Source organism: Thermoleophilum album (genome assembly GCF_900108055.1).
GTDB classification, from domain to species: domain Bacteria; phylum Actinomycetota; class Thermoleophilia; order Solirubrobacterales; family Thermoleophilaceae; genus Thermoleophilum; species Thermoleophilum album.
In genome coordinates, this window is record NZ_FNWJ01000001.1 from 213,484 (window position 1) to 225,596 (window position 12,113).

The following is a 12,113-nucleotide window of genomic DNA, read 5'->3' on the forward strand; positions in this document are numbered from 1 at the left end:
CCGGCTCGAGGCCCGTCTAGGGCTGCGTCGTCCGCTTGGGCGCGGCAGCGCACGACCGGTCGCCGGCGATGCGCTGCCGGCAGGCTCAGGAGACCTGCGACGCCGCCGCGATCGACCGCGGCTGCAGCTCGCGCTCGTAGCGCTCACGCAGCACGCGCTTGAGGATCTTGCCGGTGGCGTTGCGTGGTAGTTCGTCGAGCACGTAGATCTCGCGCGGCACCTTGTAGCGGGCGAGGTTTTCGCGCACCCACTTCTTGAGCTCGTCTGCCTGCACCTGGGCACCGGCCTCGAGCGCGACGAAGGCGACCAGTCGCTGGCCCCACTCTTCGTCGTCGACGCCAATACAGGCTGCTTCGCGCACGGCCGGATGGCGAGCCAGGCAGTCTTCGACTTCCTGCGGGAAGACGTTCTCGCCGCCGGAGACGATCATCTCGTCGTCGCGCCCCTCGACGAAGAGCCGACCAGCCGAGTCGAAACGGCCGACGTCGCCCGTCGCCATCAGGCCGTCGATGACCTGCTTGCTGTTGCCGTCGGTGTAGCCCTCGAAGAGCATCGGGTTACCGACGAAGATGCGTCCGGTGCGGCCGGGAGGCACCGGCCTGCCTTCTTCGTCGAAGAGCTTGACGACGGTGCCGCGCGGCGGCGTGCCGGCGGTGCCCGGTGCGGCCCGCAGCTCTTCCGGGGTCGCGATCGTCGCCCAGGCCACCTCGGTGGAGCCGTAGAGGTTGTAGAGGTTGTCGCCGAACTCGTCCATCCAGCGGATCGCTAGATCGCCCGGCAGGGCCGATCCGGAGACGGCGACGACCTTCAGGCACGAGACGTCGTAACGACGACGGACTTCGACCGGCAGCTCGAGTATCCGCTTGAGCATCACGGGGACCGCGGCCAGCGAGTAGCAGCGGTGCTGGGCGACCGTCGCCAAACAGTCCTCGGGATCGAAACGGCGTCGCAGCACGTAGGTGGAGCCGATCAGCAAGCCGATCTGGAAGTGCGCAAGCCCCCAGGAGTGGAACAGCGGCGACGCGATGTGCGTCCGCTGACGGGCCTTCAGCGGGATCTTCGAGAGGAAGCTGACGGCGGGATCGATCGAGTCCGGCGTGGGCCGGCGCGCACCCTTCGGCGTGCCAGTCGTTCCGGAGGTCAGGATCGTCACCTTCGGGGTGCGGCCGGGCGGATCCGGGTTGCGCTGGTCGCCTTCGGCGATCAGCTCCTCGAGCGTCGGATCCGGAGCTTTGAGGCTGTCGTGCCACGCCACGAAGCGCTTGCGCCGCCGCGCAGCCGGCCGCACCAGCTCCGCGAACTCTTCGTCGTAAACGACCGCGTCGGGCGACTCCCGCTTGATCACGTCGGCGAGCTGGGGGCCGGCGAACATCGTGTTCAGAAACAGCGAGTCGGCGCCGAGCTTGGAAGCCGCGAAGACCGTCTCCATGAAACCGCGGTGGTTGCGACACATGATCGCCACCTGGGATCCCGGACCGAGCCCGCGCGCCTTGAGCGCGTCGGCGAGCGCGTTGGTGCGGCGATTCACCTCGGAGAAGGTGAGGGTCCCGATCTCGTCGATGATCTGCGGCTCGTCCGGAAAGCGTGCGGCCAACGCGATCGAGGCGGCTCCCGGGGACGGCCCCCAACGCGCCAAGGTCCGTGCGAAAGCGAGCGCCCGGTCGGGTCGCATCGGGCGAATCACGCCGCGCTCGGCCAGGATCTTCAGCGTTCCCAGGTGGTAGGCGACGCGGTCGGCAAGCTCGAACAATCTGTCGGTCACCTCGAATCTCCTTCGCTGGGCTGAGTCTCTGGCGGGGCGCGATCATCTCACGCGAATGCCCGCCACATTGGTCGGCCTCTCTTGGATCGGCACGGGGGCGCCGAGTTTTGACACCGGCTCGCGGCGCCGGCGTAGCTCGCGCATGGTGCCGCCCGCGCGCTCCGCACCGCGCCTCGAGCCGCGAAATAGATCGCTACCGCGTAGCTAGCTAAGTATCGCAGGGTTCCCTGCTTCGCGAAAAACCGCCAGTCCGTCGCCGAGACACAAGACGGCGCTCACCGTCAGGAGTCCGGTGCCTCGGGGTCGTCGAAGACTTCCTTGCGCCAGGGCGGATCGACCGGCCCATGCGCCCGGTAACCAGCTCGCGAGCGCGGGTTGCGATCGATCGGCACGAGCACGATGTCGGCCGGCGCCACGAACGTTCCATCGCGCGCCCGCACCGGGCGCCCCTGCGGGTCGAGGGTATTGGCGTGACTGCCCTCGTCGACCTGTGTCCACCCGCCGTAGGGCAGCCAGCGAACGCAACTGCGCCGCACCGCCGGCAGCCGCTGTGTCACCGCTCTGAGCCCGGGCAAGGGGATCGCGCGAGGCAGCTCGTCGCGAATGATTTGTCGCGCCTTGTCGAACGTGCCCAAGCGGCAGGGAAACCAGTCCCCGTGGTGCGACGCTCGCGCGTAGACGCGGCCGTCGCGCTCGAACTTGAGTTCGTACGCCTCCCAATCGTCGGCGTGGTAGCCCGGTCCGGGCCGTCCGAACGCACCGAAGATCGGGTCGACCAGTGTCCGCGTTCGCGAGTCCGGGTAGTAAAGCCAGTACTGAACGTATAGCCGTGCGGCCACGCGCCGAACCCTCACGAACGCGACGATCGGCCGGCCGTGGGATGTGCGCGAGACCGCTCCGCCGGCCGTCCGCAAACGGGCGCAAGCGGGCCGCCGGCAGCTACGCCAGTCGACCGGGAAGTCCAGCTCCTGAGCTTGGTGACGACCGCGGAGGCCGCTGGGTAGGTGCGGAGTGTTAGCGAGCGATCGCTCGCGCGCCCGGTAGACGAGTCCGGGTGCGTGATCCCGTACCAGCTCCGCGACCTCGGACCCGTAGGCCCGGCGCAACGCGCCGTCGCCGCGATCGCAGTCGCTACCGCTGATCGCGCAGACTAAGTGACGAGCGAAGCCGGTAGCGAAGCGCAAACCGTCGACCCGCTCGCCGCCTACAACTGCGGCCGCGCCGAGCGTCAAGGCCAGCACTAGGGTCGCGCCAAGCCACTCGAGCGTGGCCTGAGCGCTCTGCTCGCGGAGTCTCGAAAGCGGCTTTGGCACGGCGCCGCTCGAACGTAGGCCTCACTCCGTCGCGTGCGGGTGAAGCAGGTGACGACATCACGACGAAAAGGTTGCGAATGTCGCAAGCGAAAGTGTCGATACATACTGAGTAGGTGACCCGCTCGCAATCGGCGCATAGGAGTCCGGCGTACGTGGTAGTCGTAGGGAGAAGCTTGTGAGCGCTGTCCGCCGAGCCCCATGGGAAGAGCCCCCGGCGCCGCTAGTTCGGCTGCTCGAGCGCTACGACGAGCGCTTCATCGACCTTCCGGAGGGTCACGCGCGGCTGCGACTCGAGCTCGGCGAGCAAGAAGCTGTCGACTGCCTGCTCGAGACCGGCGCGCCACCACGCTTACTTCCCCCCCGGGGCGGCGCCGACGCGGTGATCAGCGCCAGCCCCGCCGCGTGGCGTGCACTGGCCCACGACCTACGCGACGGTATGCGGGTATTTCGCAGCGGTGGCCTGCGAGTGCGCCGCAACCTGCACATCGGTGTGGGTTTCCTGGCCGCAACGTCGGTGGACGAGCCGGGACGGCTGCGTTTCCGGCGCGCCCGCACGAGCATTGGCGAGATCTCTTTCTGCGAGGCGGGTAGCGGCGAGGCGGTAGTCTGCCTGCACGGCCTCGGCGGTACCAAAGCGTCCTTCTTGCCGACGCTGGCCGCGCTCGCCGGGCCGTACCGAGTGATCGCACTCGACCTACCCGGGTTCGGCGACTCGGCGAAGCCTCTCCGCGCCCCCTACGACGCACCTTGGCTGGCGGCGATGGTGGCGGAGTTCCTTGACGCGCTTGGCATCGACCGCGCCCACCTGGTCGGCAACAGCATGGGCGGACGTGTCGCCATCGAGCTAGCGCTGGCAAAGCCAGAGCGCGTACGGTCGCTCGGCCTTTTGTGCCCCTCGCTGGCTTGGTTGCGACGTCGGCAGGCCGCGCCCCTGGTACGCGTTCTGCGCCCGGAACTCGGGATCCTCCAGCTCACGCCGCGCCCGCTGGCCGAGTTCTTCGTTCGCCGCCTGATCCCCGGCGCGGCCGCTGACGGCTGGGCGGCGGCCGGTGTCGACGAGTTCCTGCGCGCGTACTGCACGGCGCGGGGGCGCGCGGCCTTCTACGCCTGTGCGCGCAACATCTACCTCGAGCCCGCCCACGGCGAGCGCGGTTTCTGGCGGCGACTGGGCGAGCTGGAGCCGCCCGCGTTGTTCGTGTGGGGGCGGCGCGATCAACTGGTGCCCGCGAGCTTCCGCAGGCACGTGCAGCGCGTACTTCCTCGCGCTGAGCACCTGATCTTGCCGGGCGGTCACGTGCCGCAGGTGGAGAATCCGCAGCGCACGCACGCGGCACTCGACGCACTCTTTCGGAAGGCGGCGCGCAAGCACCGGCGTAACGCCGCGGCGCGCCGGAAAGTCCGCGCCGCGTAACCGCAGGCGGCGAGCGGTCCAACCCTTCCGCTAGAAAGCCGGCGTGCTTGTGCACCGCTGCAAGATCCGCGCGGCGTTCCGAGCCACGCGCGGCCGGCGTCAGCTAGCGCTGCTGGCACACGCGCGCGCGGCCGGGCGGGTTGCTGCCGTGGGCACCCTGGCCGTCTGCGCCGCCGTCTTTGCGGCAGCCTGCGGCGGCGAGGAGCGGGCGGCACCACGCCCCGTGACGGTGGCGCTCGACTTCGCCCCCAACCCGGTCCATGCGCCGATCTTCGCGGCCCGCGCCGAGGGACTCGACCGCCGGCACGGCGTGCGCTTGCGGATCCGGGCACCAGGGTCGGCACCGGACTCGCTGAAACTGCTCGAGGCTGGCCGCGTCGATCTCGGCGTGCTCGATATCCAGGACCTCGGGCTGGCGCGCGAACGCGGCGTCGATGTGGTCGCGGTCGGGGCGCTGGTCGATCGCCCGCTGGCGGCCCTGATTGCGCGCGCAGCGATCGCCCGACCGCGCGATCTCGAGGGCCGCCGCGTGGGGGTCTCGGGACTGCCCTCGGACCCGGCTGTCGTGCGCGCGGTGGTGGCGGGGGACGGTGGCGATCCGCGCCGCGTGCGTTACCTCACGGTCGGCTTCGGCGCTGTGCGCAGCCTGATCACCGGACGTATCGATGCGGCGCCGGTGTTCTGGAACGCCGAGGGCGTCGCCCTGCGCTTGCAAGGCGCGCGTGTTCGCGAGTTCCGCTTGGAACGCTTTGGAGCCCCACGCTTCCCGGAGGTCGTACTCGTCACCAGCCGGTCGCGGCTGCGCCACGAGGGGGCGACGATCGGCCGTGCGCTTGCAGCCATCGCGGACGGAATCGCAGCGGTGCGCCGCGACCCGGAACGCGCCACGAGCTTGATCGTCCGCGCCGGTGGCGGCGATCGTCGACTGGTGCGAGCGCAGCTCGACGCGGTGCTCCCGGTCTTCGCCGACGATTTGCGTGTGCCACGGAGTGCGCTGGCCGGCTGGGCGGATTTCGCCGTGCGCTTCGGAATCCTGCGCCGGCGTCCCGCGCTTTCCGAAACCTTCGCGCTACGCCTACGCTCGGGTGCCGACGTGGGTGCCGTCGGACACCGCCGCACCGCGAGCTAGCTTCACCGCGTGCGGCTCTTAACCTCGCTTGAGGAGGCGATCGGCGCCGCCGCGTCTCGGCAGACAGAAGCGGCCAACGAGCCGATCTGGATCGACCTCGAGTGCCCGGCGCAGGAGCTCCGTGCGGATGGGTTGCCGCAGCTCCTACCGGCCGAACTGCGCGACGAGTTCGCCGAGCGAGCTCGGTTATTAGCGATCGAAGCGCAGAGTGGACCGGCCGCCGTGGAGCGCGCGGACGGCGAACCACCGCCGTTGCCGAAACCGGACCTCGTCACCACCAACGGCGCGATTCTCTGCTCGCTGGCCGCGGCTGATCGTGCAGGCCGGGCGCTGGCCGTTTTGCTCGTGGCCTCGGCCGAGGTCGTAGTGAGCTGGCGCGAGCGGCCGCTTCAGGAGCTCGAGGAGCTGCGGACAGCGCTACCGGCGACGGCACACCAGCTGGTCGCGTCGATTGTCGCGCGCACCGCCGGCACCCTCGACCAACTCCTTGATCCCTTCGACGAGCATCTCGCGGAGCTCGAGCGTCTCGCCGGCAGCGCGCACAAGTCCGCTTGGCGTGCAGCTGCAAGGGAAATCCCGCCGTTGCGCCGCCAAGCGCTGGCGATCCGCAGGCTGGCGCGCCAACAGGGGACGGTGGCGGAACGCCTCAGCGGACGTTTCGAGCTCGCCGGTGAGAGCACACCGGCGCTCGCTCGACTGCGCGAGGCCCGCGCGGAGGCCGAGGCGGCGGCCGCTGAGGCCAACGACGTGCTCGAGCTGCTCGCCTCGATCGCGGAGCTGATCGCGGGCAACACCGCCAACCGCCTCAACGAGGTGACCGAGCGGCTCACCCTGGTCGCAGTGATCTTCCTGCCGCTCACCTTCATCACCGGTTTCTTCGGCATGAATTTCGGCTGGATGGTCGATCACATCCGCTCGCCCCTCGCCTTCGTCACGCTCGGCCTGGTCCTGCCACTGCTCGCGCTGGCGCTGACACTGGTCGCCGTCGTACGCCTGGAACGCGACTAGCACGCGCAGCGGCGGTGCGCGAGAATCGCGCCCGTGGCCGGCTGGCGGGCGTCAGATCGAGGGGGCAACGGGGACGACCAGTCCAGCGCCGTCACCAAGCGTCCCCCCACCCTGAGCGAGCTAACGCGCCTGGACGACGCCGAACTGCTGGTTCTAATTCGCGAGGCTCGCGCAGCGGGCGACGAGGAGACAGCGCGGCGGGCCGCTGACACCCTGTTCGCCGGCTACATCCCGCACCTGCAGAAGCGGGCACTCTTGAGGCTGCGAAACACCCGTTTCGAAGGGCAGATCGATGACGTAATCCAAGAGACCCTCGCCGCCGCTTTGTCCTTCTCCTTGCGAGGCCAGACCGCCCAGGCGTTCCGGGCTTGGCTACACACAATCCTCGAGCGGCGCATCGCCGACCTCTTCCGCGGCCGTGGCCAAGATCGCCTCGCTGCCGATCTTTCGCTCGATGACGCGGCGGGGCCGGCGGGACCACGTACCGACGCCGACCTCGCGGACTTGCTGCACTGTCGGGACGCCCTGCAGGAGGAACTGGGACGACTCAGCGATCGCCACCGTCAGCTCGTCTCAATGATCCTCTTCCGAGGGTTCTCGACCGCGGAGGCCGCACGCCTCACGGACCTCTCGTTGGACAACGCCTACCAAATTTTGTCGCGCTTCCAGCGGCGGGTGCTCGCGAGATTCAAGGAACCGGACGAACTACCAGTCGAGGAATCCAGCAGTGCCTGAGGGCGACCACGAGATGACGCTGTTCGAGCGCCTCGCCGCGTTCGCGCAGGCGTTCGCGGCGGGGGAGGACCCGGACCCTTTTGCCTACACCGAAGGGCTCACGGAGGTCGAGCAGCGGGCGCTGCTGGGGTTCATCGACGCCTACCTCCGCGAGGCGCCGCGGCTCGCACCCGAGCTCGTGGCAGAGTCGCTGCGCGATCGCATCACCGAACGCGCGTGGCGCGCCGTCGCCGGGCGATCGGGGCTTTGGCCACTGCTTTTGCCCGCATTACGGGAGCGGGCGCGCAAGCTGCGTCGCGAGGTGGTCGCCGAGCTCGCCGCGCGCCTTGGGGCGAGCAGTCGTGAAGCGAAGATCGCCGACTACTACCACCGCATGGAGCAGGGGTCGCTGCCAGCGGCGGGGGTTTCCGACACGGTGCTCGAAGCACTGGCAAAAGTGCTCGGGACAACCCTCGAGGAGCTGCGGCAGGCCGGTCGCGCGCTGCCCGCGCTTGGTCCGGAGCCTCGAACGTCGTCGGTCTTCGCTCGCACCGCCGAGCAGCCGAGCGAACCCTCGGAGGAGTCACGAAGCCCGAGCGCTAATTCGTGGGACGAATGGGACGAGATCGACCGCCTGTTCCTCGGCGGACCGCCGCCACAGTGATGAACGCGGAGCGCGGCGTCAGCAGTCCGGGTCACGGCGCGACGTCATGAGCAAACGATGCCGACGACCGCGAAGGAGCGACCGTGGATCTCGCCGAGCTGTTTCTGCGCCTCGGACCGTTCGCGGGCGACGACACGCTGCTGCGGCGACTGGTACCGCTGTTCGCGCACGACGAGGATCTCTGTGCGCGCCTCGATGCGCAGCTGCGGGCCCAGCCACGTTGCCAGGGCGCGCTCACGCCGCCGGCGCTTTCCGCCATCTGGTGGGCGATGATCGCTAACGCTGGGGCAGAACCGGACGATCAGCGTCGCGACCCGGAGATCACCGACGACGGGCGCTCTGCGGCCGCGCTATCGCGCGCCGAGAACGCCGCGCAGGAACTGTTGCGAGCAGTTCCCGGTTTTGTCTGGGACGGCACGCGACTGCCCGTGCCGGTCGCCGACATTGCCGACTCGGTGCTCTGCCTGCGGGTACGCGAAGTCGAAGAGATGGCGGCGGCACCCGGTCTGCCGCCCGAGCTGGCGCGAGCACCCCTATCGGGACTGCTGCTTCCCGAGCTCGGCGAGATCTGGGTGAACGCGGCCGAGGCGCGCGAATGGCCCGCGCGCAAGCGCTTCACCATTGGTCACGAGCTCGGCCACTGGCAGCTTCATCGCGAAACCTTCGCTCCCATCTTCTGCCGCACAGAAACCGTTGACGCCAGCATCGAGGCCGCCTCCGCGCAGCGCGAGCGCGAGGCCAACGCCTTCGCCGCGGCGCTGGTGATGCCCGCCGAGTTGGTGATCCATCACTACGAGCGGCTGCGGACCGCCGAGCCCGAAGACCGCTTTGCAGAACTCTGCAAGCTGTTCGAGGTCTCGGCGAAAGCGCTCGAACGACGCCTCACCGTCCTTGGACTGAGCGCCGAGCAGTAACCCTTGAACCGTTAGGGTGCGCCCGCCACCGCACCTTCGCCCTCCGGCGCATCCTTGCCCTCGAGCGAGCCCTCGGCAAAAGCTACGCCGTGCGCGAGTGCGCCGCCCAGCTGCCAGACAGCGGTGCGGGCGGCTGGCAGCGCCGTCATGTTCAGGAACCCGTGTAGATGCGGGTGGCGGTAGGTCGAGACGGGCACTCCGGCGGCGCGCAAGCGTCGGGCGTACTCCTCCCCCTCGTCACGCAGCGGATCGGCGACGGCCGTCGCCACGTGGGCGCGCGGCAACCCTCTTAGATCCGGCTCGCGCAACGGCGACACGCGTGGGCTCCGGCGTGACTCCACGTCCGGCACGTACTGGTCGGCGAACCAGTCCATCTCCTGCTGGGTCAGGATGAAACCGCGGGCGAACGTGCGCCGCGAAGGAAGCGCCTCAGCGAGGTCGGTCGCTGGGTAGATCAGGAGCTGAAAGCACGGCAAGCGTCCACCGCGGCGGCGTAGCTCCTGGCAGACAGCGGCCGCCAGCGTGCCGCCAGCAGAGTCACCACCGACGGCGACAAGTTCGGCACTCGCGCCAAACTCCGACGCGTTTTCCGCGACGTGCTCGAACGCAGCGACGGCGTCCTCCAGCGGGGCTGGAAAGGGGTGCTCCGGTGCGAGGCGGTAATCGACCGAAAGGATCTTCACCCCGCTCGCATGGGCGAGCAGTCGCAGCGGGCGGTCGTGCGTCTCGATCGAGCCGAGCACGAAACCACCGCCGTGGAAGTAGACGAGGAGCGGCCCTCGAGCAGGTGCGCTGCGCGGTATGTAGAGGCGTGCAGGCAGCAGGCCTTCCGCCCCCTGTACCTCCCGCTCAAGGGTCGCCACAGGTAGTCCGAGCGGCCGCGAAACGCTGGCTACCTGTGCTGCGAACAGGCGTCGAGCGACCGCGACCGGCAACGACTCGATCGGCGGCAGTGGACTGCGCTCGGAGAAGCGGGCGAGCGCCCACGCCTCGGGTTCCAGGTCGGGCGCCTGTGGCGGGGGTGGCCCTACCAGACGGCGCAAAAGCGGACGGGGCAGCCGGGCCAAGACCCGAACCGCTGGCTTGGCCGCTCTTGCCATTAGCTCCGTGCGTCGCACGCCCAATAGCTAAACGCATCTCTTGGGCAGGAGGCGCCGCGACCGCGGCTGCCTCACGCAGCTACCCCTCGGCTTGCCGCGCGATGACCGCTGATTGCATGCGCGACAGGTCGGCCGCTCGACGACAGGACGCTGCCGAGAGCGTCAGCGGGTTACGATGCCAGCGGTGCAGTTCGAGCTCACGGACGAGCAGGGGCAGATACGCAAGCTCGCGCGCGAGTTCGCCGAGCAGGAGGTGCGACCCGTCGCACCCTTGCTCGACGAGCAGAAACGCTTCCCTTACGAGCTCGTCGCCAAGCTCTCGGAGCTCGGGCTGATGGGCATCCCCTACCCCGAGGAGTGGGGTGGCGGCGGGGCCGACACGCTCAGCTATGCGCTCGTGATCGAGGAGCTGGCGCGCGTCGATGCGTCGCTCGCGATCACTGTCGCGGCCCACACCAGCCTCGGCACCTACCCGATCTACGCCTACGGCAGCCGCGAGCAGAAGGAGCGTTGGCTGCCCGATCTCTGTTCGGGTCGCCGACTCGCGGCCTTCGGTCTGACCGAGCCCGAGGCGGGCTCCGACGCCGGCAACACGCGCACCACCGCCCGACTCGAGAACGGCGAGTGGGTAATCGACGGCAGCAAACAGTTCATCACCAACGCGGGCACCGACATCACCGCGCTGGTCACCATTACTGCGCGCACCGGCCCAGACGAAATCTCGAACATCATCGTGCCGAACGGCACCCCGGGCTACGAGATCGGCCCGCCCTACCGGAAGATGGGGTGGAACGCCTCCGATACGCGCCCGCTCAGCTTCGACGGGGCGCGCGTGCCCGCCGACCACCTGCTGGGACCACGCGGCGCTGGCTTCAAGCAGTTTCTCGCGGCACTCGACGGCGGCCGGATCTCTGTCTCGGCGATGGCGGTCGGGCTCGCACAAGGCGCTTTCGACGAGGCGCTGGCCTACGCACGCCAGCGCCAAGCGTTCGGCAAACCGATCTCCAAGTTCCAGGCGATTCAGATGAAGCTTGCCGACCTTTCAGCGGAGATCGAGGCGGCGCGCCTCTTGACCTACAAGGCCGCGGTGCTCAAAGACCAGGGCAAACCATTCACCCTCTGCGCGGCCCAAGCAAAGCTGAAAAGCGGTCGGCTGGCCGTGCGTGCCTGTGAGGAGGCGGTCCAGATCCACGGCGGCTACGGGTACATCGAGGAGTACCCGGTTTGCCGCTTCTACCGGGACGCCAAGATCTTGACGATCGGCGAGGGCACCGACGAGGTCCAGCAGCTCGTGATCGCCCGCCAGCTCGGCTGTTAGTCGGTGACAATTAGGCCGCCAGTGCGCGCGCCTCTTCCGAGCGGGGGTCTCGCTCGCATCGCCGGGCGTGCCCGCCGCCGCCGGGTCGCCCTGCTCGCCGCGATCCTGCTGGCGACCTACCTGTCGACGCTCGGCCTGCGCGCCTTCGGCGCCGCCGAATACGCGGGCGATGAGCCGCACTACCTGCTTGCCGCACACTCGCTGGTCAACGACGGCGACCTCGACGTCTCCGACGAATACCGGGACCGCGCCTACCGCACCTTCTACCCCTACCCGCTCGACCGTCACGGAGCGCCGCGTCGAGATGGCGCCCTGCTCGAGCCGCACGGGGTTGGCATGCCCGTGCTGATCGCGCCCGCTTACGCGCTGGGCGGTGCCAAGCTGGTCGAGGTTTGGCTCGCGCTCTTGGCGACCGCGGCGATACTCGTCGCCTACTTCTTAGCGCGGCGGGTGGTGCCGGATCCTTGGGCGTTCGGCGCGACCCTGGCGGTCGGGCTCTCGCCGCCCCTGGTGGCCTACGGGACGGCGGTTTATCCGGAGCTGCCAGCGGCGCTCTTGCTGGGGCTCCCGATGCTGCTCACGCTGCGCCTGGCCGACGAACGACCGCGGGCCGCGGACGCGCTCGCCGCGGCCTTCTGCCTGGCGCTACTGCCCTGGCTCGGAACGAAGTTCGCGCTGCCCGGCGTGGCCGTCGCCGGGCTTTTGTGGCGGACGCTCATGCGAGGCCGCCGCCCCGGCCTGGCCGCTGCCTGTGTGAACTTGCTGGTGGTGTCGGGAGTC

The 12,113-nt window shown here is 69.4% G+C and carries 10 protein-coding genes; 7 read left to right on the top strand and 3 right to left on the bottom strand.

Annotated elements, in window-relative coordinates; genetic code table 11:
• Positions 1–85: 85 nt before the first annotated feature.
• On the bottom strand, positions 86–1,762 hold the full coding sequence (locus BLW41_RS00985; RefSeq protein ID WP_218138165.1) for an acyl-CoA synthetase: 1,677 nt from the start codon (positions 1,760–1,762) through the stop codon (positions 86–88).
• A gap of 281 nt (positions 1,763–2,043) precedes the next feature.
• The gene (locus BLW41_RS00990) at positions 2,044–3,075 is read right to left on the bottom strand and encodes a hypothetical protein (RefSeq protein ID WP_093115414.1); all 1,032 of its coding nucleotides are present in this window, start codon (positions 3,073–3,075) and stop codon (positions 2,044–2,046) included.
• A 175-nt stretch (positions 3,076–3,250) separates the two neighbouring features.
• Between BLW41_RS00990 and BLW41_RS00995 the strand changes: the two genes are divergently transcribed.
• The 6 genes from BLW41_RS00995 to BLW41_RS01020 all read left to right on the top strand — a co-directional run bounded on the left by BLW41_RS00995 (position 3,251) and on the right by BLW41_RS01020 (position 8,915).
• Positions 3,251–4,486, top strand: coding sequence for an alpha/beta fold hydrolase (locus BLW41_RS00995; RefSeq protein ID WP_093115416.1), 1,236 nt, complete (start codon positions 3,251–3,253; stop codon positions 4,484–4,486).
• Between the two features lie 43 nt (positions 4,487–4,529).
• Positions 4,530–5,615: an ABC transporter substrate-binding protein gene (locus BLW41_RS01000; protein WP_093115418.1), complete on the top strand. Its 1,086-nt coding sequence runs from the start codon at positions 4,530–4,532 to the stop codon at positions 5,613–5,615.
• A gap of 9 nt (positions 5,616–5,624) precedes the next feature.
• Positions 5,625–6,623: a CorA family divalent cation transporter gene (locus tag BLW41_RS01005; RefSeq protein ID WP_143038504.1), complete on the top strand. Its 999-nt coding sequence runs from the start codon at positions 5,625–5,627 to the stop codon at positions 6,621–6,623.
• A 33-nt stretch (positions 6,624–6,656) separates the two neighbouring features.
• Positions 6,657–7,358, top strand: coding sequence for an RNA polymerase sigma factor (locus BLW41_RS01010; RefSeq protein ID WP_177169219.1), 702 nt, complete (start codon positions 6,657–6,659; stop codon positions 7,356–7,358).
• The gene (locus BLW41_RS01015; protein WP_093115421.1) at positions 7,351–8,001 is read left to right on the top strand and encodes a helix-turn-helix domain-containing protein; all 651 of its coding nucleotides are present in this window, start codon (positions 7,351–7,353) and stop codon (positions 7,999–8,001) included. The genes BLW41_RS01010 and BLW41_RS01015 overlap by 8 nt, the downstream gene beginning before the upstream one ends.
• Positions 8,002–8,084: 83 nt before the next feature.
• A complete protein-coding gene (locus tag BLW41_RS01020) occupies positions 8,085–8,915 on the top strand; it encodes an ImmA/IrrE family metallo-endopeptidase (protein WP_093115423.1) in 831 nt (276 codons plus the stop codon).
• A gap of 11 nt (positions 8,916–8,926) precedes the next feature.
• On the opposite strand, the gene BLW41_RS01025 is transcribed toward BLW41_RS01020, so the two are convergent.
• Positions 8,927–10,033, bottom strand: a complete 1,107-nt coding sequence (locus BLW41_RS01025) for an alpha/beta hydrolase (protein ID WP_143038505.1) — start codon at positions 10,031–10,033, stop codon at positions 8,927–8,929.
• 157 nt (positions 10,034–10,190) lie between these two features.
• Between BLW41_RS01025 and BLW41_RS01030 the strand changes: the two genes are divergently transcribed.
• The gene (locus BLW41_RS01030; protein WP_342741408.1) at positions 10,191–11,333 is read left to right on the top strand and encodes an acyl-CoA dehydrogenase family protein; all 1,143 of its coding nucleotides are present in this window, start codon (positions 10,191–10,193) and stop codon (positions 11,331–11,333) included.
• Positions 11,334–12,113 lie beyond the last annotated feature (780 nt).

Bases quoted from the DNA above. Each gene is read 5' to 3' on its own strand.
- BLW41_RS01030 (WP_342741408.1), top strand. From the start codon at position 10,191: ATGCCAGCGGTGCAGTTCGAGCTCACGGACGAGCAGGGGCAGATACGC.